This window comes from Methylocapsa acidiphila B2 (genome assembly GCF_000427445.1).
In the GTDB taxonomy this organism is placed as follows: domain Bacteria; phylum Pseudomonadota; class Alphaproteobacteria; order Rhizobiales; family Beijerinckiaceae; genus Methylocapsa; species Methylocapsa acidiphila.
In genome coordinates, this window is record NZ_KE386496.1 from 3392589 (window position 1) to 3415819 (window position 23231).

The following is a 23231-nucleotide window of genomic DNA, read 5'->3' on the forward strand; positions in this document are numbered from 1 at the left end:
AGCCTTGGAAATAGGCGCGTGCGGCTAGTCAATATGAATTGAGATTGCAGAAAAAGATGCTTCCAAACCACAAGATCCGCTTGTCCGTGGCGCCCATGATGGATTGGACGGATCGGCACTGCCGATTTTTTCATCGGCTCTTGTCGCGTCGCGCCCGGCTCTACGCGGAGATGTTGACGACCGGCGCCGTGATACATGGCGCGCGCGATCGCTTGCTGGGCTTCGATGAGGCCGAGCACGACGTCGCTATGCAGCTCGGCGGCTCCGATCCGCGTGAATTGGCCGAGGCCGCGCGAATTTGCGCGGACATCGGCTATGACGAGATCAACTTGAATGTCGGCTGTCCGTCGGAACGCGTCCAAAGCGGCGCCTTCGGGGCCTGCCTGATGCGCGAGCCCGAGCTGGTCGGAGACTGCGTCGCGGCCATGAAGGCGCGCGTCGCTGTTCCTGTCACGGTCAAATGTCGGATCGGAGTCGATGATCAGGACCCCGAAACGGCGCTCGGACGCCTGGCCGAGACGGTCGTCGCCGCGGGCTGCGACGCCTTGATCGTGCATGCGCGCAAGGCTTGGCTCAAGGGCCTCTCGCCGAAGGAGAACCGCGATGTTCCGCCGTTGGACTATGGAGTCGTTCGCGGCTTGAAGCAGCGATACGCGCATGTGCCTGTCGTGCTCAATGGAGGGCTCTGCGGCCTCGATCAGATGCAAGCCGAGCTCGCCTTCGTCGATGGCGTCATGGTCGGCCGCGCGGCCTATCAGGAGCCGGCTCTGCTGCTCGACGTCGATCCCGTCCTTTTCGGGGAGGAAGCCCCGGCCGCGGGCCCGTTCGCGGCGGTCGAGGCGTTTATCCCCTATGTCGAGGCGCGGCTCTCCGAAGGCGTCCCGCTCCACGCGATGACGCGGCATCTGCTCGGCCTTTTCAACGGGACGCGCGGCGCGCGCGCCTGGCGACGCTATCTCGCCACCGAAGGGGCGAAGCGGGGCGCGACAATTGCGGTTTTGCGCGCGGCCTTGGCTCATGTCGACACGCAGCGGCGCGGGGCCGACGCCGCGGCTTGAGGCCTCGATACAGCCGTAGGCTGCAAGCGCTCGATAATTCGCTCCCTATCGCGGGAATGAGACATATCCGCCACAAAAGCTTCGTGCGCGATCCGTAGAGACAAGGCGCGGAGCCGGGCTGGCCAATCGGGAGTGCCGTTGGACGAGGCTTTGAGCAAAGGCAAGGGGTAGGGGGAAAAGACATGAAGAAAACTGCCGCGGCGCTCGGGCTTTTAGTCTCGGCGATCGCTCAGCCGTGCTTAGCCGCTGAAGGACCCACGATCCGGGGCGTCACCCGTTTAGACCATGTTTTCCTGATCATCATGGAAAATCACGGCTATGGCCAGATCATCAACAATCCCAACGCGCCCTACATCAACCAATATGCGAAATCCGCAAATTTGGCGACCAACTACTACGCGGTTGGACATCCGAGCCTAACGAACTATCTCGAGATCGTCGGCGGCTCCAATTTCGGCGTTCGCAGCGACAATTATCCGGATTGGCATAACAGCTCCTGCCAGACCAACCTGGCCACGCAGGTCGCCGCGACGGACAATCCGCCCACCGGCAAGATCTGCCCGATTTCGGGCCAGGGAACCGACGCCGCGACCCCTGCTGTCGACACGACGAACGAAGTTCAAGGAACGCCCGGCGAGAACGACATCGACGGCGTTGCGTCCGTCCCGGCCGCGCAGGGCACCGTCGGCATGACGATCGCCGATCAGCTCGTCGCTCACCGCCTGTCCTGGAAAAGCTATCAGGAAAGCCTACCGCTCGCCGGCGCCGACAGCGTCAACTACAGCGATGGCGTCTTCACTGACAGCACGGATTTCAGCAAGATCACGCCCACGCTCAATCCGCCGCTTTCGCAGAGTTCCGTCGTCGCGCTCTACGCGGTCAAACATAACCCGTTCGCCTATTTCAAGTCTGTCCAGGACGGAGCGAATCCGAAAAACAGCTTGGCGAACATCGTCGACTTCGAAGGGGCATCCGGCCTTTATGCGGATCTTGCTGCAGGCGCATCGCCGAACTTTTCGTTGATTGCGCCTAATCAGTGCAACGACCAGCACGGACGCGGCAATGCGGGGGCATTCTGTGATTATGATCCAGCGTCGGACGGCTCTCAGGCGAGCCTGAACCCGGCCCTTATCCAGCGAGGCGACGTGGCCGTGCAGCGGATCGTGACTGCTATCCACCAGTCTTCGTCCTGGAGATATGGCCATAACGCCATTGTCCTCGTGTGGGACGAAAACGACTACAGCGTTGCGCCGAACGTTAACCAGGTCGTGGCCATCGTCGACACCAATTATGGCGCCCACGGCGTTAAGAGCGCCGTTCGATACACCCATTTCTCGTTGCTGAAGACGCTTGAATCCGAGCTCGGGCTGCCGTGCCTCAACCATGCCTGCGACGCCAACGTCAACTTGATGACGGATCTGTTTCGCTAGCCGCTAGACTGCGCTCCTTTGGTTTGGCTGCTGAGGGAGCGCGTGCATCTAGGTGAAAAGTCGTAAATCGGAGCGAGACCTCTGCGTTTCGCTCCGAATTTGTCTGCAGGGCCTTTATCGTTCGGCGCGGCCGTATCAATCCGCCGTCTTGCCGAGCCTACCGGCGAGATCCTGGATATATTGCCAGGCGGCGCGTCCGGAGCGCGAGCCGCGCGTGACCGCCCATTCGAGCGCCTCCCGCTCGATCGCGGCGCGGTCCTTCGCCAGGCCGAAATGGTCGGCGTAGCCGAAGACCATCGCCAGATAATCGTCTTGCGAGCAGGCATGAAAACCGAGCCAAAGACCGAAGCGGTCTGAAAGCGAGACCTTTTCCTCGACCGATTCGCCGGGATTGAGGGCGGTCCCCCGCTCATTCTCGACCATTTCCCGTGAAAGGATGTGGCGGCGATTCGACGTCGCATAGAAAAGAACGTTTCGCGGACGCCCCTCGACGCCGCCTTCGAGCGCGGCCTTGAGCGATTTGTAATTCGTATCCGCGGCGTCGAAGGAGAGATCGTCGCAAAAGACGATGAAGCGATGCGGCGCCTCGCGCAAAAGCGTCATCAAAGACGGCAGACTGTCGATGTCCTCGCGATGAATCTCGACGAGCTTCATCGGCGTGAAGCCGGGTGCGGCGGAAAGCCTCGCATTGGCCTCGGCATGGGCCGCCTTGACGAGGGACGATTTGCCCATGCCGCGCGCGCCCCAGAGAAGCGCATTGTTCGCGGCGAAGCCCTTCGCGAAGCGCAGGGTGTTGTCCAGGAGCGTGTCGCGCAGCCGGTCGACGCCGCGCAGGAGGTTCATTTCGACTCGATTGACGCGCGGCACAGGCTGCAACAGGGCCCTCGCGGCATGCCAGACGAAGGCGTCCGCGGCATTGAAGTCCGGCGGTGAGGGAGGCGGCGGGGCGAGCCGCTCCAGCGCGGCCGCGATCCGTTCGAGAATCGAGGCCGAGGGCGGCTCGGGATCAGGAGGAGCAGAGGCCATGTCGAGACGCGGTTCGCAGCGAGAGCCTTGCCGATGTACTCCGCCGCGGTCGAGCGGTCCAGCCCGCCGCGCGAAGCGGGCTATCCTTGGCGCGCCGCCGCGCTTGGTTTCCGTCGAATTCGCCGACGTGCGACGGCCGGGTTTCGGGAGAGCCGAAGCGACCGGCGGAAGGGCGCGGCCGGCCATTTGCGCGCCATTGCATTCGCGCCGGCTCCGGTTATATTCGCGCGCCGTTCTAGGCCAAAGCGCGCAAGCCGCAATCGAGGAGAGGGAAACTTGATCACATCTGCTTTCGCCCAAGCCGCTGGTGGTCCGGCTGGCGGCCCGCCGGGATCGTCAGACGTGATCCTTCAGCTCGTGCCTTTCGCGCTGATCTTCGTCATTCTGTATTTCCTGATCATACGTCCTCAGCAAAAGCGGGCGAAGGATCACGCCAATCTCATCAAGAATCTGCGCCGGGGCGATAGCGTCGTCACCAATGGCGGGCTGATCGGCAAGATCACCAAGGTGATCGACGACGCTGAGATCGAGCTCGAGATCGCGCCCAACGTACGGGTCCGCATGGCCCGCGCCATGATCTCCGAGGTTCGCGCCAAGGGCGAGCCGGTCAAGGAGCAATCGTGAATTTGCGCGGCCTCGCCCGCGCCTCCACTCGGAAGGCGTAGCTTCAAAGCCGGCCTGAACGCCAAGGGCCGATGCGGCTCCTCTTATTGTGGAAAAAGCCAACGCCATGCTGCGTTACGCCACCTGGAAGATCGTCTCCATCCTGGCCATGACGGTCTTCGCCGCTCTGATCATTGCGCCGAGTCTGTTGAGCCCACAGAGTCGGGAAGCGCTGATCGCGCATCTGCCGCGATGGATTCCAGTCCGCTCGATCGTGCTCGGCCTCGATCTGCAGGGCGGCTCCCATGTCGTGCTCGAGGTGGACGCGCCATCGGTGACGAAGACGCTGATCGAGAATCTGCGCGACAGCGTCAGGCGCATCCTTCGTGAGGAAAAAATAGCGATCACCGGCGGGATCGGCGTGCTGCCGCGCGGAGTTCAATTGCGCGTCCCCGATGCGACCGAGCGGGCCAAGGTCATGCCCAAGTTGAGGCAATTGGCCACGGCGGCGGGCAGCGGCTTGCCGGACGGCTCGCGCGTCCCCGCCTTCGACGTGACGGAGAGCGACAACGGACTTATTCAATTCACTGTGACGGAAGCCGGAGTCAACGCCAAGGTCCGCCGCGCCGTCGAGCAATCGATCGAAGTCCTGCGTCGTCGCGTCGACGCCCTCGGCACGACCGAGCCCAATATTCAGCGTCAGGGCGATGATCGGATCGTTGTCGAGGTTCCGGGCCTGCAGGACACAAGCAAGCTCAAGGAGATTCTCGGCACCACGGCCAAGCTCGAATTCCGCCTCGTCGCCGAGCCCGGCGCCGACTCCAGCGAGTTCGAGCAGCTCGACGACCAGGAACGGCCTGGCGCGAAATTGCCTGTAGAGAAGCGGGTGATGGTGCAGGGCGAGGATCTGGTCGACGCATCGCCGGGCTTCGACAGTCGCACCCAGGAGCCAATCGTCAATTTCCGCTTCAACATTCGCGGCGGCCAGAAATTCGGCGAGGTCACCTCGGAAAATGTCGGGCGCCCCTTTGCGATCGTCCTTGATGGAAAGGTTATCTCGGCGCCTCGGATCTTGAGCCCGATCACAGGCGGCGCAGGACAGATCTCAGGCCGCTTCTCGGTCGAGCAGGCGAATAATCTGGCGATTCTCCTTCGCGCCGGCGCTTTGCCGGCCAAGCTCACGATCGTTGAGGAGCGGACCGTCGGGCCGGGGCTCGGCCAGGATTCCATCGACGCCGGCAAGCGGGCGGCCTATGTCGGGGCCGGGCTCGTCGCTTTCTATATGCTCATCACCTATGGCGTTTTCGGCGTCTTCGCCAATATCGCGTTGTTGGTGCATATCGCCTTCATTTTCGCCGGCCTCATAATGCTTGGCGCGACGCTTACCTTGCCGGGCATTGCGGGAATTGTTCTCACGATCGGCATGGCGGTCGACTCCAATGTGCTGATCTATGAGCGCATCCGCGAGGAAGCTCATTTGGGCCGCTCGATTATTTCCGCGCTCGACGCCGGCTTCAACCGCGCCTTTGCGACGATCGTGGACTCTAACGTCACGATGTTCGTCGCCGCCGCCATCCTCTATTTTCTTGGCTCCGGACCGGTTCGCGGCTTCGCCGTCTCCTTGGCGCTCGGCATTCTGACCACCATCGTGACTGCGGTGACGATGACGCGAATGATGATCACGCTCTGGTATCGCTATAGGCGGCCGACTAAATTGCCGATCTAGAGCGCGTTCCGATTGGATTGAATCATCCAATCGACAGGAACACGCTCGAGAGCAGATGCGGAGTGGGCTTCGCCTTTTCTCCTTTCCGCTCTAGAATTATTTATGGCGCGTTGAAGCCGGCTGAGGCGGTTCGTCGGACCGCCAGCGGCAAAGGGTCCAAATCTATGAAGCTTCTGCGCCTTGCGCCCGAGAACACTAAATTTCCCTTCATGCGGTTCCGCCGCGTGAGCTATCCGTTCTCGGCCGTGCTCTCGATCGTCTCGGTCGTGCTCTTTCTCAGCGTCGGGATGAATTTCGGCATCGACTTTTCCGGCGGCACGCTCATCGAGCTGCGGGCCAAGAGCGGGACAGCCGATCTCGCCGCCTTGCGCGCCGCCGCCGAGCATATGAATGTCGGAGACGTCGAGGTGCAGGGGTTTGGGGCGCCCTCGGATGTGACCTTGCGCTTCGGCCTTCAGCCGGGAGGAGACGCCGCGCAGGAAGTCGCCGTGAGCCGCGTCAAGTCCGCGATCGGCGACGGTTACGATGTCCGCCGCACCGAAGTCGTCGGACCGCGTGTTTCCGGCGAACTCGTGCAGTCGGGCACGCTCGGCGTCGTCATCTCGATCCTCGCCGTGCTTTGCTATCTTTGGTTCCGCTTCGAATGGCAGTTTGCGGTCGGCGCCATTATCGCCACCATGCACGATCTGCTGCTGACCGTCGGTTTTTTCGCCTTGACCCGGCTTGAGTTCAACACAACCTCGATCGCGGCCATTCTCACCATCGTCGGCTATTCTCTGAACGAAACCGTCGTCGTGCTGGATCGCATCCGTGAAATGATGCGCAAATATCGCCGTATGCCGACCGATCAATTGATCGACGTCTCGGTCAACGCGGTCCTTCCCCGCACCATCATGACGGCGACGACCGTTTTTCTCGCGCTTTTCGCCCTTGTCGTCTTTGGCGGCCAGGTCATCCGCTCCTTCTCGATCGCGATGATCTGGGGCATTTTCGTCGCCACCTATTCCTCGGTTTTCATCTGCTCGCCCATGCTGATCTATCTCGGCCTGCGCAGCGACGCGGTGGGCGCCGCGCCCGAACCCTCCGGCAAGCTGGCGAAGACGTCGGCGTGAGGCGCTGAGGCGCTCCGATCATGGCGGAACGAAAATATGAGGGCTTTTTGCCCGGCGCCCATCCGATCGAGGGATATGGCGCCGGGGGCTTTCGTTTCGGCTCGATGTCGCATCGCGGCTCGATCCTCGCTCTGCCCTCCGGCATTCACGCATGGAGCGCGACGGCCCCGCAGGATATAGATATCGCTTCGCTGGAGCTTGTTTTCGCTGAGCCGCGCGGCTCGATCGAGCATCTTTTGATCGGGACCGGAACCGCGCTCGTTCCGCTCGGCGCCGAGTTGCGCCAGCGCCTGCGCGAGACGGGCATCAGGGCCGAGCCGATGTCGACCGGCGCGGCCGCGCGCACCTATTCCATCTTGCTCGGTGAAAAACGCCTCGTCGCAGCGGCTCTTCTGGCCGCGCCCTGATGACAGACGCGGCGGCCGCCGCCCCTGGCGCGGATTATTCCTATTGCGAGACGCTGCTGCGTCGGGACGATCCGGATCGTTGGCTCGCAAGCCTTTTCGCGCCGAGGGAGGCGCGGCCGCATATTCATGCGCTCTACGCCTTCAGCCTGGAAATCGCGCGCGTGAGGGAGATCGTCTCGGAGCCGCTGCTCGGAGAGATCCGATTTCAATGGTGGCGCGATGCGCTCGACGCGCCGGATCGTGCGGATGTCGCTGCAAATCCGGTCGCCGGGGCGCTGCTCGATACCGTCGTGCGCTTCGATCTTTCCAAACAGGCGCTGCTCGACCTGATCGACGCGCGGCTTTTCGATCTTTATGACGATCCGATGGAGAACATGGAGCAGCTCGACTCCTATGCGCGGGCAACCTCCTCCGGCCTTTTCCGCCTCGCTCGGCGCATTTTGGACCAGGACGAGGCCGCCGAAGGCCTGGGCGCGGCGGAACATGGCGGGATCGCTTATGCGCTGACCGGGCTCCTGCGCGCCTTGCCGTGGCATTGCGCGCGCGGACAAGTCTATGTTCCGCGCGACATCCTCGAAAAGAACGGCGTCGAGCCGGCGGAACTCGTCGCCGGGATCTCATCGCCGGGGGTGCTGGCGGCGCTCGCCGAATTGCGCGGCTTTGCGCGCCGCCATCTCGAGATCTTCGACACGCGGCTCGTCTGTCTGCCCGAGTCCGCCCGCGCCTGCTTCCTGCCCTTGAGCCTCTGCGAAGCCTATCTCCGCCGGATGGAGAAGCCCGGCTATGATCCATTCAAAACGCCAGTCGGGCTGCCGAAATGGCGCCGGCAATGGATTTTGTGGCGAGCGGCCGGGCGTTGGAGCGAGGCCCTACGATAAAGCAGCGTCCGAAGGGCTTTATTCGCCGCCCTTCGCTTGCTAGAACGCGCCTATGTTCATGATCAGAGCGTCCGATCTGCGTCGAATTACCAGCCCGGCTTGCGCCTGAACGGCAAGCGGCTTGCTTCGCCATTCGCGCCCGGCCGGGGACTTCTTGATTTCATTGGGCCGCGCCAAGATCCAAGCTCAGGACTGAAATGTCGGGATCGGAGCGGGAGCCCGTCCTTGCGGCTCGAGCCGCGACCATTTCGAGTACTGAAACGCCCATGAACGAGCAAAAGAGGCCGATCGGAGCGACCGATGAGAAACCGGCGGCAGCCGATGGCCAGCCGGATTATTCGAAAAGCCTTTATCTGCCGCAGACGGATTTTCCGATGCGCGCCGGGCTGCCGAAGAAGGAGCCTGAGATTCTCGCCCGCTGGAGCGAGATCGGCCTTTATCGTCAATTGCGCGAAGCTGGACGCGACCGCCCGAAATTCGTGCTTCACGATGGCCCTCCCTACGCCAATGGCAATATTCATATCGGCCATGCGCTGAACAAGATCCTGAAGGATCTAGTGACGCGCTCGCAACAAATGCTCGGCAAGGATTCCAACTATGTGCCGGGCTGGGACTGTCATGGCCTGCCGATCGAATGGAAGATCGAGGAATCCTATCGCGCCAAGGGCAAGAACAAGGACGCGGTGCCGGTCATCGAATTCCGCCGCGAATGCCGCGCCTTCGCCGAGCATTGGGTCGAGGTGCAACGCGAGGAGTTCAAGCGGCTCGGCGTGACTGGCGATTGGGACCATCCCTATCTGACCATGGCCTATCCGGCCGAGGCCCAGATCGCACGCGAGATCATGAAATTCGCCGCGAACGGCACGTTGTATCGCGGCTCCAAGCCGGTGATGTGGAGCGTTGTGGAGAAGACGGCGCTCGCGGAAGCTGAAGTGGAATACGAGGACCACACGAGCGATACGGTTTTTGTGGCGTTTCCGGTGACGTCCGGCGATGCCGAGCTGTTGGACGCGCGCATCGTCATATGGACAACGACGCCTTGGACAATTCCCGCCAATCGCGCGATCAGTTTTTCGTCTAAAATAGCCTACGGTCTTTATCGTGTGACCGCCGCTCCCGCGCAGAATTGGGCGAAGGTCGGCGACGCGTTTATTCTGGCCGACGCGTTGGCGGACGGCCTGTTCAAAGCGGCAAAGGTCGAAGGCTTTGTCCGCGCGCGGGACGTTGCGGCCGAAGCGCTCGTCGAATTGTCTTGCGCACATCCGCTCGCCGCGACGATTCCCGGCTATGCGTTTACGGTTCCGCTCCTTGATGGCGACCACGTCACCGAAGAAACCGGCACGGGCTTCGTCCATACCGCGCCGAGCCATGGTCGCGACGACTTCGACATCTGGATGGCGCATGGCCGCTGGCTCGCCGAGCGCAACATCGAGACGCGCATCCCCTATACGGTCGACGCCGACGGATTCCTGACCAATGAGGCGCCGGGCTTCGAGGGGCGCCGCGTCATCGACGACAAAGGCAATAAGGGCGACGCCAATGAGGCCGTCATCAAGGCCCTGATCGAGGCCGGCAACCTGGTGGCGCGCGGCAAGCTGAAGCATCAATATCCGCATAGTTGGCGCTCGAAAAAGCCGCTCATCTTTCGCAACACGCCGCAATGGTTCATCGCGCTCGATAGGCCGATCGACGCAGCCCCGACCGGCGCTCCGAGCAACGGGCTCACGCTGCGCGAGATCGCGCTTCAGGAGATCTCCGCGACCAAATGGTATCCCGCGGCGGGCGAGAATCGCATCACCGGCATGATCGCCAATCGCCCGGATTGGGTGGTCTCGCGCCAGCGCGCCTGGGGCGTGCCGATCGCCGTCTTCGTCCATAAGGAAACCAAGGAAATCCTGAAGGACGCCACGGTCAATCAACGGATCGCCGACGCCTTCGCGCAGGAGGGGGCCGACGCCTGGTTCGGCGAGCAGGCGGCCTATCGCTTTCTCGAGCCGGAATATAATCCGCGCGACTATGAAAAGATCGACGACGTGCTCGACGTCTGGTTCGACTCTGGCTCGACCCATGCCTTCACGCTCGACGATCCGATCCATTTTCCAGGTCTCGCTGGCATAAGGCGCGTCCGTGACGGCGGCGACGACGAGGTCATGTATCTCGAAGGCTCGGATCAGCATCGCGGCTGGTTCCACTCCTCCCTTCTCGAATCCTGCGGCACGCGCGGGCGCGCGCCCTATGACGCGGTTTTGACCCATGGCTTCGTCCTCGACGAGAAGGGCCAGAAGATGTCGAAATCGCAGGGCAATGTCGTCGCGCCGCAGACCGTCATCAAAGATTCCGGCGCCGATATTCTCCGGCTCTGGGTCGCGGCCTCGGATTATTCCGACGATCTCCGCATCGGTCCCGAAATTCTGAAGACTTTCGTCGAGACCTATCGCAAGCTGCGCAACACCATCCGTTGGATGCTCGGCTCGCTCGCTCATTACGATCCCCGTGAAACGATCGGCCATAATGGCATGGGCGAGCTCGAACGGCTCATGCTGCATCGCCTCGCCGAATTGGACGGCGAGATCCGCGACGCCTATCAGCGCTTTGATTACAAGCGCGTGGTGGCGCGCCTGTCGGCATTCCTCAACACAGATCTCTCAGCCTTCTATTTCGACATTCGCAAGGACGCGCTTTATTGCGATCCGCCGTCGAGCGAGAAGCGCCGCGCCGCGCTCGAGGCGATCAAGCAGATTTTCCGCTGCGTGACGCTGTGGCTCGCGCCGATCCTCGTCTTCACATCGGAAGAGATCTGGCTTTCGCGCTATCCCGATGCGGATTCTGTTCATCTCGAGGCCTTTCCCGAAGTTCCGGCGGCTTGGCGCGATGATGCGCTCGCCGCGAAATGGGAGCAGATCCGTCGGGTCCGTGCGGTCGTGACTGGCGCTCTTGAGATCGAGCGGGCGCAAAAGCGCATCGGCTCCTCGCTCGAAGCCGCGCCTGGGGTGTTCGTCTCCGACGATGGTTTGCGCGCGCTCCTCGAAACCGTCGATTTCGCCGAAATTTGCATCACGTCGGACCTTTCGATCGAGGCGGGCGAGGGGCCGGCCGAGGCCTTTCGACTCGACGACGTTCCGGGCGTCGCCGTGCTGCCGCGCCTCGCCGAAGGCCGCAAATGCGCAAGATCTTGGAAAATCTCGCCGCTTGTCGGAGCGGACCCTGAATTTCCCGACGTCACGCCGCGCGACGCCCGAGCCTTGCGCGAGCTTCGAGCGGCGGGCCGTTGGTCGTGAGTCTGCTGTCCGCGAGCCCACGCCTTCTCGGCGCCTTGGCCGCCGCCGCCGTGCTGGCGGCGGATCAGGCCAATAAGCTTTGGCTCATCTTCGTCTATGGCATCGAGGCGCGTCAGCCGGTTCGGCTCGCGCCGTTTTTCGACGTGGTTTACGCGAAAAATCCCGGCATTTCCTATTCACTGCTGCGGGCGCAGAGCCCGGTCGAGCGCGTCGCGCTGCTCGCCCTGACGCTCGCCGCGACAATCTGCATCGGGGTCTGGCTCTGGCGCGCGTCGACAAGGCTCGTTGGGCTGGGGCTCGGCCTGATCGTCGGCGGCGCGCTGGGCAATGCGGTCGACCGCATTGCCTATGGCTTCGTCGCGGATTTCTATCATTTCCACGTCGGCTCGTTTTCCTGGTACGTCTTCAATCTCGCCGATGTCGCGATCGTCATCGGCGTCGCGCTCCTTCTTTACGATTCCTTATTTTTGACGCGCAAAACTCCGGCGGCGGACGGCGCCGCTCAAAGATGACGCATCGGCGCCGGGCTGCCGCCAAATTGCCTTGAAGCTCCTTAAAATGTCTCGATGGAGCTTGACGATGCGACGCGCGCTCCGGCCGCGTGCTTGGGCGCGAGGAATGGAAAAGGGGTGGCCCTATGGTCTTCGGAAAAGTTGGACCTCGTGAAACGGGCGTCGCCGGCGTGTGCGCGCTGGCGGTTTTGATCCTGGCGGCGCTTGCCGGCGTTTCGCCGGCGAAGGCCCAGGAAGACACCAATACATTCAACTCCATGCTCGGCTTTTTCGGCATGCAGTTCGACAAGGAGCAGGATTCGATCGATTATCGCGCGCGAGCGCCGATCGTCGTCCCGCCGAAATTGGATTTGCCGCCGCCGAAGGAGGCTGTTCGCAGCGCCGCTTGGCCGACCGATCCGGACGTAGCGGAGCGCCGCCGCGCCGCCATCGATTCGCGCAGGCCGGCGCCGCAGCTGACGCCCAACGCCCGCGCCGAGCTTTCACAGGCGGAATTGCAGCATGGCGTCAGCGCCAATAAGGCGCTGCCGAGCGAAGGCCCGGCGAGCGAGTGTCAGGCGAGCTCTGGGACGCCGATTTGCCTTTATGCGCCTTGGAAGTCGCTCCAAAATACGCTCGCCGGAACTCAGGGCGACGACCAGCCGCAACTGGGCGAGGAGCCCGAACGGCGCTATTTGACCGAGCCGCCGCCGGGCTATCGGAAAGCGACCGCCACCGCCAAAGCAACGATCGAAGCGCCGAGAGAGCAGCCGGACGCCGCCGACCCGAAAGCCTATATCCGCTCTCAGCAGCATAAGTTTTCCGTCGACAATTGAGTTGATTCGCCACGTACAGGCACATTGCGCTTGGGGCCTGTGAGTCCAAGGCGGTTTCTTGAGCCGATTCTCCCTCCGGGAGGATCGGCTTTGCTTTTTGTCGGGTCCGCGCCTAATTTTACGAAAGACAGTCGTTAAATCTGTCCGCGCCCAATTGCGATAAACCTGTGACGCTTTCGAAATTCTGTCCTATATTTGCATAGAACGCTTAGCTGACGGCGACGTGCGCCGGCGGCGGAACGAGGAAAGCGACGCATTCTATGTCAATCGGTCACTCTGCGGCGGCGCCGGGCGCCGTTTTTTTGACGCCGTCCCCGGCGTCCCCCGGCAAGCCCTCTGGCCCGGCGATCGCGCAAGCCAAGCTCGCCAATGGCCTTGACGTCGTCGTCATCCCCGATCATCGCGCGCCGGTCGTGACCCATATGGTCTGGTATCGCAACGGCTCCGCCGACGATCCATTAGGCAAGTCAGGCATCGCCCATTTTCTTGAACATTTAATGTTCAAGGGCACAAAGAATAATCCACAAGGCAAGTTCTCCGAGCTTGTCGCGGATTTCGGCGGCCAGGAAAACGCCTTCACGGCGAATGACTACACCGCTTATTTCCAGCGCGTCGCCAAAGACCATCTCGCCGTCTGCATGGAATATGAGGCGGACCGGATGAAAAACCTCGTTCTGACGGACGAGGTGGTCGCGCCCGAGCGCGACGTCGTCCTCGAAGAACGCCGCATGCGCACCGATTCCGATCCATCGGATCTCTTGAATGAAGCCGTTCAGGCGGCGCTCTTCACCCAGCATCCCTATGGCAAGCCGATCATTGGCTGGAACCATGAGATCGAGGGCCTCGGCCGCGATGACGCGCTCGCCTATTACGATCGCTTCTACACGCCGGAAAACGCGATTCTCGTCGTCGCCGGTGATGTGGCGCCGCAAGAGGTCATCGACCTTGCGCAGAAGATTTATGGACCGGTGGCGTCGCGCGGCGCGGCGCCGAAGCGGACGCGCCCGCGCGAGCCCGAGCCGCGCGCCCATCGCCTCGTGACGCTTTCCGACGAGAAAGTGGAGCAGCCCTCCCATCAAAGCGTGTTTCTCGTTCCGTCTTACCGCACCGCGGCGCCCGGCCAGGCCGAGGCGCTGGAGGTTCTCGCCCATCTTCTCGGCGGCGGTCAGACAAGCCTCATGTTCAAGAAATTGGTCATGGACGAGAAGATCGCCGTGGCCGCGGGCGCGCATTATCAAGGCACGGCGGTCGACGACACGCGCTTTTACGTCTTCGCAGTGCCGGCGCCCGGCGTCACGTTGGAGCAGCTCGACGATGCGATCGACAAAATCATCGCGCAAGTCGCCGAGCATGGCGTGAACGAGGCCGATTTCCACCGCGCCAAGACGCGCCTCGTCGCCGAGGCCGTTTATGCGCAGGACAATCAGGCGACGCTCGCGCGCTGGTATGGCGCATCGCTCGCGACAGGCCTCACAATCGAGGACGTCGCGCATTGGCCCGAGCGGATCGAGGCGGTGACCGCCGAGGACGTGAAAAAGGCCGCGCGCTGGCTCGACAAGGCGCGCAGCGTGACCGGCTTCCTCCTGCCTGCGGCGACGCCGACCAGGCTCGAGGGCGACGTCGATCCCGCGCTCGCCGGCTGAACTTTGTATTTTTCGCCGCGACCCCCGAAGATGGGGAGCGGGCTTTTGGACAAGAGCGAGATGACTGCACGCGCAAGCACCGAAAATCCCTCACGCGCGGCCGCCGTGCAGAAGGTCGTCTCGAAGGGCGGCATAGAGGCCTGGCTCGTCGAAGATTACGCGGTCCCCCTGGTCGCGCTCGAATTCGCCTTTAAGGGCGGCGCGGCGCAAGACCCGATCGGCAAGCCGGGCGTGGCCACGCTTCTGGCCGGCCTGCTCGACGAAGGCGCCGGCCCCTATGACGACGAGGCCTTTCATCGTGCGCTCGACGAGGACGCGATCGAGCTCTCTTTTTCGGCCGATCGCGACGTCCTGACGGGGCGCATGCAGACTCTGTCGCGCAACATCGGGCGCGCCTTCGAGCTTTTGCGCCTCGCCGTCGCCGAGCCCCGCCTCGACCCCGGCCCCTTGGAGCGGGTCGTGAGCCAAGTCGCCGCGAGCCTCAAGCGCGAAGCCAATGATCCGGATTTCGTCGCCGGCCGCGCGTTTCGGGGGCTCTCCTATCCTGGGCATCCCTATGGCCTGCCGGTGCGCGGCGATCTCGCGACCTTGCCGACGCTGGCTCGAGGCAATCTGATCGACATGCGGACGCGAACCTTCGCGCGCGACCATCTCAAGATCGCGGTGGTCGGCGCGATCGACGCCGCGACCCTCGCCGGCCATCTCGACGACGTCTTCGGCGCCCTGCCTGAAAAGGCCGATCTCGATCCCGTGGCCCTGGTCTCCTTCTCGGGCGAGGGAGTGCGGGACATAACGCCGGTCGACGTTCCGCAATCGACCATCCGCTTCGGCCGCCAGGGCATCGCCCGCAAGGATCCGGACTTCATCGCCGCCACGGTCGTCAATCATATTCTCGGCGGCGGCATATTCTCGGCGCGGCTCTTTCGCGAGGTGCGCGAGAAGCGCGGCCTCGCCTATTCGGTCTATTCGCAGCTCGTCGCCTTCGATCACGCGGCCTATTTGAGCGGCGGCACCTCGACCAAGAACGAGCGCGCCGCCGAATCGATGGACGTGATCCAGGGCGAGATCGCGAGCCTCGCCGAGCATGGCCCGACCGAGCAGGAACTCGACAAAGCGAGGAAATATCTCATCGGCTCCTATGCGCTGCGCTTCGACACATCGACCAAGATCGCGGGCCAGCTCGTCCATCTCCAGACCGAGGGCTTCGGCGTCGAATATCTCGACGAGCGCAACAAGCTCATCGCCGCCGTCACGATGGAGGACGCCAAGCGCGCCGCCAAGCGCCTCTTCGGCGACGCCAAGCTGCTTGTCACGGTCGCCGGCCGGCCTGAAGGGATGTGAGGGCGGGGGCGCGCCTTGTGTTTACGCCGACTTCCGCTGATTTGCGGCCATTACGCCGGTTGAGTTCGTCAGGAAATGGCGAAACCAGCTAGATGGTTTTGTCTCAATTTGAAATTTGGCAGGATTGACCTGCCTATCGCGCCCTTCCCAATTCTCCGGCATGTTTAGCGAAAAGCACATGGAGAAATTTCATGATGGGAAATCGCGGACCCTCAACGCAAGCCGAGTATGATGCGTTTTCGCGGCGCTGGCGCAGAATGCTGCATTGGCGTCGGGAGAGAGCTAAAGCGAATCAAGCGAGCCTTCGCAAAGCGTTTCCGTAAATCCCGCTTCGTCTTGGCAAAGGAGCAGATTGATGCTGACGGGGCCTCAAGGCGAGCGTCGCCCCGCCGATGTGATCGGCAATCCCTTCAAAGTCATGCGCATCCTCGCGGACGAGGGATAAGAGAATTGTGGTCCCGAGACCGGCAAGAGTAAAGCCGCGCAAGAGGTAGGACGGGCGGGAGGGTAGAAGCACGCCCATAACGAGCCGCCGGAGCCGTGCATCGAAATTGCCAAAAAAGCGGCAGCAAAACGATGGGGAAAGTCGGAGCAGCTCTTGTGTATGTTAAGAAAATGGACCATACAAGATGGTAAGATTTATTAACATGAGGGCATCGCATGGCGGTGGTCAAGACGAGAATCCTACGCGAGGAATGGGAGGTTGAGGCCCGCCTTGCCAAGCTGCAGCTTAATAAACGTAAGCTTCTTGAGGTCCGTTCGACGGCGATTGCCGCTGCGGCTGACGCTACCCCCTTTCATCCGGCTAACGCTGCGGGAACTTTTTCATATCAGCATGGCACCTTCGCGCTCCGAAATGAGTGTGTAGGAGAAAAGTGGGAGATCGACCGACCTAATGGCGTCGAAGCCATTCGGAATGAGGCGATCCGGGTCAAGGTCGTATTCGCCAATGTCGATGTCGCGTGCAATGACGAGCATGAACCGAAGCCCCGCTCAACCAAAGGCGCGGGCGCAGAGCGTCTCTGTGCCGACAATCTATTTGGAGAAACCTTGCCACGTTTCGCGCTGATTTCTGACGGCGACGGCTGGGTCATCTATTATCTTATGGTCGCTCCGAATGGAGCCGTTGAACTGAGCTGCCCAGTTGTCAAGGGCGGAACGTTCGAATCGTTCGTCGAACGTCTATATTTGTCGGACGGAAGCGATCTCGAAAGCGAACCGAAACTATCGCTGGACGATCAAGACATCGCCAACGATTTCGATCCGAAGATCGCGCGCAAATAACCCGATGATCACGAAGTTCAATCCGAAGAGGCTCATCCTTGCCCGGAAGCGGCGACGCCTGACGGGGAAAGACCTTGCTACGATTGCCGGTATTTCAGCCGTAACGATCTCGCGCGTTGAAAATGGCGACAATGAGCCTGACGAAGGAACCATCGCGCGGCTCGGATCGGCACTTAATTATCCCCAGGGCTTTTTCTTTGCGGATGATCCTGAAGAACTTGATACGAAGGCAGTGAGCTTTCGCAGTTTAACGAAGATGAGCGCGAAGGAGCGGGACGCTGCGATCGCAGCAGGTTGCTTGGGTGTGCAACTGAGCGATTGGCTTGAGGACCAGTTTAGTCTACCGGATACGAATCTGATCGATCTCAGCTACGAGACCGACGCCGAGGCAGCGGCTGGCGCTCTACGAGCATTCTGGGGATTAGGTGAGAAGCCTATTGGCAACATGATTGGGTTATTGGAGGTGCATGGTGTTCGGGTGTTCTCATTGTCGGAGGCGACCAAGACTGTCGATGCTTTTTCTTTCTGGCGAGACGACAGGCCGTTCGTTTTTCTGAACAACTTTAAAACCGCAGAGCACAGTATTTATGATTCGGCCCATGAATTATGCCACCTCGTGATGCATCGGCACGCGGGAGCACAGCCGTCACGGGCGGCGGAGCGGGAAGCTAATCAGTTTGCGTCTGCGTTTCTGATGCCGGCTAACGATGTGCGGCCGCGCATGCCTAAGTTTATTACCGTGGATATTATTATTAGAGCGAAGGCGCGTTGGCGCGTCTCTGCGATGGCAATGGCGTATCGTCTCCATTCGCTCGGAATGCTGAGTGAGTGGCAATACAAGTCCGCCTGCATTGAGTTGGGCCGCCGAGGATACCGCACAGGCGAACCTAACGGCATAGAGCGCGAAACGTCAGCTATATTGCGAAAGGTGCTTTCGCATCTGTGGGGCGAGCGCACTACGAAGCGGGAGATCGCCGGGTTCCTGCATCTTCCACAAGATGAACTGGAGGGGCTCATTTGGGGTCTCGCAGGGCCAATCGTTCGCCCTGGGAGGGATAGCGAACGACCTGGGCTACGATTAGTCTAAGCAAATAGTTTCCTTGCCGTTAGGCATGTAAGTTGTAAAGGCCTAGGTCCCGTTGACAAATAGGATTCCCATTAGGGTAAGGTTCTGATTCAAGGTCGCTTTCGGAAGGAGGCGGGCTTGATTCGGGGATTGATGTCGGATGAGGAATGGGCGTGTTTCGAGCCGTTCGTGACGGTTCGCGGCGCGCATAGCGGGCGACGGCCGAAGGACCACCGCCTCGTTCTCGATGGGATTTTCTGGATTGCCCGCACCGGCGCGCAATGGCGGGACCTGCACGAGCATTTCGGCAAATGGTCGTCGGTCTATCGGCAGTTCCGGCGCTGGACTCTCAGTGGGCTGTGGGAGCTCCTTCTGGAAGCCCTGAATGAAACCGAGGGCGTTGGCGAGACCGTCCAGATGATCGACTCGACCATCATCCGGGCGCATCACTGCGCCGCCGGCGCTAAAGGGGGACTCCGCGTCAGGGTCTTGGCCGCTCGAGAGGTGGCTTCACGACAAAGATTCACCTCCGCACGAACGGCGAAGGACTGCCGATAGCCGCAAAGATCACCGCAGGCGAGGTCTCGGATTATTCGGGCTTCGCCCCCTTGATGGAAGCGGAAGGACCTGAGGCCAAAGTCCTGCTCGCCGATCGTGGTTATGATTCCGATCATATTCGCGAAACGCTGGAGAAAACAGGCGCTGCGGCCATCATTCCGACGCGCCGAAACCGCAAGATCCAAATCCAGATCGACAGTCACATCTATGCCTTGCGCAACCGCGTCGAGCGTTGCTTCAACAAGCTCAAAAACTCTCGGCGCCTCGCAACCCGCTACGACAAAACCGCAGCCAGCTATCTCGGGTTCGTCCAAATCGCCGCGATCAGGATCTGGATGCGCATATTTGTCAACAGGACCTAGAAATCTTCTCTCGGCCAATATCAGATTTCGCCATTCATCTCATGGCCGGCATTATCGGCGAGGCGGGCTCGAGTCTGTCAAGGATGCAAAGCACCGGCTTCGCCGGCGCGAGCATAGCTCGCGTCCTTGACAGACTCGAGCCGCTCGCCAAACTCGCCGTCAAGAGATGAATGGCAAGTTGCGACGCCTTGGCGCTAGAGCGCGTTCCGATTGGATGGAATCATCCAATCGAAAAGAACTCGCTCCAAATCAATAGGGTGGAGCATGTTCTAATCGAAAAAGTTGATCAACTTTTTCGGAACATGCTCTAAGGGCGCGCCGGCTGATTCACACTGAAATTTCAGTCGATCCCACCACCTTAAAGCGTCACCGCCGTCCTGGCGCTTGTAAGCTTTCACGTTTTTTCGGACATAAATGTCTCACGTGAAACATGTTGGCCGGGGGGCGGCGGTCGTCGGCCTTCGCGGTGCAAGCGCCGCATGATAGGCTTTGCGTTCAAGAGAGAATCTCCCATGCCCGTCCGCCGTCTCGATCCCGTGCTGGTCGACCGCATCGCCGCGGGCGAAGTCGTGGAGCGGCCGGCCTCGGCCTTGAAGGAACTCGTCGAGAACGCGCTCGACGCGGGCGCGAGCCGGATCGACATCGCCGTCGAAGCCGGCGGCAGGCGGCTCATTCGCGTCGCCGACAATGGTTCCGGCATGAATGCAGAGGATCTCGATCTCGCGGTTGAGCGCCACGCCACCTCGAAATTGCCGGACGGCGATCTTTCCGCCATAGCCACGCTCGGCTTTCGTGGCGAGGCCTTGCCGTCGATCGGTTCGGTCGCGACGCTCGTGATCTCCTCCCGCGCCGAGGCTTCGCTGCATGCTGTCAAGCTCCGGGTCGACCAGGGCCGCAAGCACGGCCCCGCGCCTTGCGCCCAGGCCCAAGGCACGCAGGTCGAGGTGCGCGACCTTTTCGCGGCGACCCCGGCGCGGCTGAAATTCCTCAAGACCGATCGCGCCGAGGCCCGCGCCTGCGCCGATGTCGCGCATCGCCTGGCCATGGCTCATCAAGGCGTCCGCTTCAGCTTTGCAAGCGACCTCGGCGCCGGGTTCGATCTGCCGGTCTGCGAGCCGGGCGAGGCGGGGCTTCTCGCGCGGCTCGCCGAGATCATGGGAGAGGAGTTCCGCGCCAACGCGCTGCGCGTCGAAGCCTTGCGGGAGGGCCTCCGCCTCGAAGGCTTCGCCGGCCTGCCGACCTGGCATCGCGCCAATGCCTCGGAACAATATCTATTCGTCAACGGCCGGCCGGTTCGCGACAAGCTTTTCGCGGGCGCCATCCGCGCCGCCTATATGGATTATCTGCCGCAAGGACGCCATCCGGCGCTCGTTCTGTTTCTGACGGTCGAGCCGCGCGAGGTCGACGTCAATGTCCATCCGGCCAAGGCGGAAGTGCGGTTTCGCGATCCGGGCCTCGCCCGAGGGCTGATCATCGGCGCCTTGAAGCAAAGCCTCGCGGCGGCCCTGCATCGCGCCACCCCGGGCAAGGGCGCGGCGGCTCTTGATCTCATCGCGCGGCGCTCCGAGGCTCCTGGCGCTGGCTTTTCCTATCGCCCGCCGCAGGCTCCGGCCATGGCCGAGTGGGATTGGCGCACTTCTCCCGCGCGGCCGGCCTCCTCTCCTCCCGGCGTCGCTGAGCCCGAGCCGCAGAGCTTCGGCTCGTTTCCCGAATTCAGCGCCTCCCTCGCCGTCGACGCGCGGGCGCATGAGGAGCCGCCGACGCAGGATATGCTCGACGCGCCGCTCGGCGCGGCGCGGGCGCAGATCCATGATTCGTATATTCTCGCCCAGACGCGAGACGGAATTATCCTTGTCGATCAGCATGCGGCGCATGAGCGTCTGGTCTATGAGCGGCTCAAGGCGGCGCGGGAGGGCGCGCGCGTCGAGCGCCAAGCCTTGCTCATTCCGGCGATCGTGGAGATGGGGCGCGGCGACGTCGAGCGCGTCGCCGAGGCGGGGCCGCTGCTCGCCGAGTTCGGCCTCGTCGTCGAGCCTTTCGGTCCGGGCGCCGTGGCGGTCGTCGAGATTCCTGCCGCGTTGAAGATCGACGACGCGCAAGCGCTCGTGCGCGATCTCGCCGCTGCAATGCGCGAGGACGACCGCGCTCTGGCGCCGGTCGAAAAGCGCCTGCATCATGTGCTCGCCACTATGGCCTGCCATCATTCCGTGCGCGCGGGGCGACGGCTTCGCGCCGATGAAATGAATGCGCTGCTGCGGGAGATGGAGCGCACGCCGGGCTCGGGCCAGTGCAACCACGGCCGCCCGACCTATATCGAGATCAAGCTGGCCGATCTTGAAAAACTGTTCGATCGCAAATAGAGCGCTGAAGCGCGGTCGGGCGCGGGCGAGACGCTTCGGGGCCGGCGCGACCTTTGAGCGGGATCGGTCACGACCGGGCGAGCAGTACTGCCGTTGCTGGTTAGCACGAGATAAATGAGTTCGTCCGATGAATTGCCGGCGCGGAAATAAATGGGCCGCACATGCTTGTCGCCCGGAACAGTGTAGGCGACCTTGGTGGGAAGCGGCACCGGCTTGTCGAGGCCCTTGCCTTCGAATTGAGAAACGCCTTGCATGAATTTCGGTGTCTCTGGCATGGATTTTCTCCATACAAGCTGTTGGGAGTTCATGCGGCAAACTGTCGCAAGATGAAGGTTTCATGTTGCGGCGGTTTTGACAAGAATCATTTCATGGGCCGCCCTCACGCCTCGCTCGACCGCGAGACCTGACCAGTTCCCTTGCTAAGGCTTCGTCGCGCCACGTCTCGCCGCGGCGCGCGCAACTCCGCCTCTCTGAAATTGGTCCTCGCATGAATGTCCTTCTCATCGGTTCGGGCGGCCGCGAGCACGCCATCGCCATCGCGCTCGCGAAGAGCCCTATCTTGGGCAAGCTTTTCGTCGCGCCCGGAAATCCGGGCATGGCGGCGCTTGGTGAGCCTGTCGTTCTCGACGTCGCCGATCACGCGGCGGTCGCGAGCTTTTGCCATTTGATGAATATCGATCTTGTCGTCATCGGCCCCGAGGCCCCTCTGGTCGCGGGCCTTGTCGATGATCTTGCCTCGGCGGGCGTCAAGGCCTTCGGGCCGAGCAAACTGGCCGCGCGGCTCGAAGGCTCGAAGGGGTTCACAAAGGATTTTTGCCGCCGCTTCGACATCCCGACCGCCGCCTACGCGCGCTTTAGCGACGCCTCCGCCGCCGAGGCCCATGCGCGGGAGAAGGGCGCGCCGATCGTCGTCAAGGCCGATGGGCTCGCCTCCGGCAAGGGGGTGGTCGTGGCGATGAGCCTCGCGGAGGCGGAGGCCGCGATCGACATGATCTTCGCTGGCGGCTTCGGCGCGGCGGGGAAGGAGGTCGTGGTCGAGGAGTTTCTCCCCGGCGAGGAGGCTTCTTTCTTCGCGCTGTGCGACGGGCGCCGCGCCATGGCTTTGGCCTCGGCGCAAGATCATAAGCGCGTCGGCGAGGGCGAGACCGGTCCCAACACGGGCGGCATGGGCGCCTATTCGCCGACGCCGATCATGGACGCCGTGGTGAGCGACAAGGTCATGCGCGAGATCGTGGCGCCGACGCTCGCCGGCATGGCCGAGATGGGCGCGCCCTTTAAGGGCGTGCTTTTCGTCGGCTTGATGATCGACGCCAAGGGGCCGAAGCTGATCGAGTTCAACGTGCGCTTCGGCGATCCGGAGACTCAGGCCATTCTGCCGCGCTTGGAAGAAGATCTTCTCGCGCTCATGCTCGATTGCGTCGAAGAGCGTCTGCCGCAGCGCGCGGCGCGGCTCTCGCCTTTGACCGCGCTGAGCGTCGTCCTCGCCGCCAAGGGCTATCCCGCCGCGCCGGAGAAGGGCAGCGAGATCCGCGGGCTCGAACGCGCGGCCTCCATGCCCTTCGTCTCGATCACGCATGCGGGGACAAGGCGTGCGGGCGAGAAAATTCTCGCCGACGGCGGGCGGGTTCTGAACGTCACAGCGCTCGGCGCAGACGTGGCCGAGGCGCGCGCCCGCGCCTATGCGGCGGTCGAGGCGATCGATTGGCCGGAAGGATTCTATCGCCGGGACATAGGCTGGCGGGCGCTGAAGCGCGCTTGACGAAGCGTGGGAC

At 62.3% G+C, this 23231-nt stretch carries 19 protein-coding genes; 17 read left to right on the forward strand and 2 right to left on the reverse strand.

The genetic code is table 11. The annotated features are described in order from the left end of the window. Positions 1-56 precede the first annotated feature (56 nt). Positions 57-1058, forward strand: coding sequence for a tRNA dihydrouridine(20/20a) synthase DusA (gene dusA / locus METAC_RS0118740; RefSeq protein WP_026608189.1), 1002 nt, complete (start codon positions 57-59; stop codon positions 1056-1058). A 182-nt stretch (positions 1059-1240) separates the two neighbouring features. After that, positions 1241-2488, forward strand: coding sequence for an alkaline phosphatase family protein (locus METAC_RS0118745; protein ID WP_026608190.1), 1248 nt, complete (start codon positions 1241-1243; stop codon positions 2486-2488). A gap of 135 nt (positions 2489-2623) precedes the next feature. Here METAC_RS0118745 and METAC_RS0118750 read toward each other — a convergent pair whose 3' ends face one another. Then, complete coding sequence (locus tag METAC_RS0118750) at positions 2624-3514, reverse strand: ATP-binding protein (RefSeq protein WP_026608191.1); 891 nt, start codon at positions 3512-3514, stop codon at positions 2624-2626. Between the two features lie 276 nt (positions 3515-3790). On the opposite strand from METAC_RS0118750, the gene yajC reads away from it, so the two are divergent. From yajC to mutL, 14 genes are all read left to right on the forward strand, one after another. After that, positions 3791-4138 (forward strand): preprotein translocase subunit YajC, encoded by a 348-nt coding sequence (gene yajC, locus METAC_RS26875; RefSeq protein WP_026608192.1) that lies wholly within the window; start codon positions 3791-3793, stop codon positions 4136-4138. A 106-nt stretch (positions 4139-4244) separates the two neighbouring features. Next, complete coding sequence (secD, locus tag METAC_RS0118760; RefSeq protein ID WP_026608193.1) at positions 4245-5843, forward strand: protein translocase subunit SecD; 1599 nt, start codon at positions 4245-4247, stop codon at positions 5841-5843. 164 nt (positions 5844-6007) lie between these two features. Further along, the gene (gene secF / locus METAC_RS0118765; protein WP_026608194.1) at positions 6008-6955 is read left to right on the forward strand and encodes a protein translocase subunit SecF; all 948 of its coding nucleotides are present in this window, start codon (positions 6008-6010) and stop codon (positions 6953-6955) included. A 20-nt stretch (positions 6956-6975) separates the two neighbouring features. After that, positions 6976-7362, forward strand: coding sequence for an Mth938-like domain-containing protein (locus METAC_RS0118770; protein ID WP_026608195.1), 387 nt, complete (start codon positions 6976-6978; stop codon positions 7360-7362). Further along, positions 7362-8240, forward strand: coding sequence for a phytoene/squalene synthase family protein (locus METAC_RS0118775; protein WP_026608196.1), 879 nt, complete (start codon positions 7362-7364; stop codon positions 8238-8240). The genes METAC_RS0118770 and METAC_RS0118775 overlap by 1 nt, the downstream gene beginning before the upstream one ends. A 266-nt stretch (positions 8241-8506) precedes the next feature. After that, a complete protein-coding gene (gene ileS / locus METAC_RS0118785; RefSeq protein ID WP_026608197.1) occupies positions 8507-11518 on the forward strand; it encodes an isoleucine--tRNA ligase in 3012 nt (1003 codons plus the stop codon). After that, positions 11515-12030 (forward strand): signal peptidase II, encoded by a 516-nt coding sequence (lspA, locus tag METAC_RS0118790; RefSeq protein WP_026608198.1) that lies wholly within the window; start codon positions 11515-11517, stop codon positions 12028-12030. Before ileS ends, lspA begins: the two co-directional genes overlap by 4 nt. Positions 12031-12155: 125 nt before the next feature. Then, positions 12156-12845, forward strand: coding sequence for a hypothetical protein (locus tag METAC_RS25400; protein ID WP_026608199.1), 690 nt, complete (start codon positions 12156-12158; stop codon positions 12843-12845). A 260-nt stretch (positions 12846-13105) separates the two neighbouring features. Continuing rightward, the gene (locus tag METAC_RS24545) at positions 13106-14488 is read left to right on the forward strand and encodes a M16 family metallopeptidase (protein WP_051335685.1); all 1383 of its coding nucleotides are present in this window, start codon (positions 13106-13108) and stop codon (positions 14486-14488) included. 60 nt (positions 14489-14548) lie between these two features. Then, positions 14549-15829 (forward strand): M16 family metallopeptidase, encoded by a 1281-nt coding sequence (locus METAC_RS0118805; RefSeq protein ID WP_026608200.1) that lies wholly within the window; start codon positions 14549-14551, stop codon positions 15827-15829. A 660-nt stretch (positions 15830-16489) separates the two neighbouring features. Next, on the forward strand, positions 16490-17113 hold the full coding sequence (locus METAC_RS0118820; RefSeq protein ID WP_026608201.1) for a hypothetical protein: 624 nt from the start codon (positions 16490-16492) through the stop codon (positions 17111-17113). A 4-nt stretch (positions 17114-17117) separates the two neighbouring features. Beyond that, positions 17118-18200 (forward strand): helix-turn-helix domain-containing protein, encoded by a 1083-nt coding sequence (locus METAC_RS0118825; RefSeq protein ID WP_026608202.1) that lies wholly within the window; start codon positions 17118-17120, stop codon positions 18198-18200. Between the two features lie 132 nt (positions 18201-18332). Next, positions 18333-19099, forward strand: a protein-coding gene (locus tag METAC_RS26010) for an IS5 family transposase (RefSeq protein WP_245257393.1) whose coding sequence is annotated in 2 segments (ribosomal slippage) — positions 18333-18645 and positions 18645-19099 — 768 coding nt in all. Because the reading frame shifts where the segments join, the coding sequence is not laid out codon by codon here. Positions 19100-19611: 512 nt separating this feature from the next. Continuing rightward, the gene (gene mutL / locus METAC_RS0118850) at positions 19612-21459 is read left to right on the forward strand and encodes a DNA mismatch repair endonuclease MutL (RefSeq protein ID WP_026608203.1); all 1848 of its coding nucleotides are present in this window, start codon (positions 19612-19614) and stop codon (positions 21457-21459) included. On the opposite strand, the gene METAC_RS26605 is transcribed toward mutL, so the two are convergent. Next, positions 21408-21734 (reverse strand): hypothetical protein, encoded by a 327-nt coding sequence (locus METAC_RS26605; RefSeq protein ID WP_156898279.1) that lies wholly within the window; start codon positions 21732-21734, stop codon positions 21408-21410. The two genes, mutL and METAC_RS26605, sit on opposite strands and share 52 nt — an antisense overlap. A gap of 212 nt (positions 21735-21946) precedes the next feature. Here METAC_RS26605 and purD point away from each other — a divergent pair, with 212 nt between their 5' ends. Continuing rightward, positions 21947-23218 carry a phosphoribosylamine--glycine ligase gene (gene purD, locus METAC_RS0118855; protein ID WP_026608204.1) on the forward strand — a complete coding sequence of 424 codons (1272 nt, stop codon included), beginning with the start codon at positions 21947-21949 and terminating at the stop codon, positions 23216-23218. Positions 23219-23231: the final 13 nt, after the last annotated feature.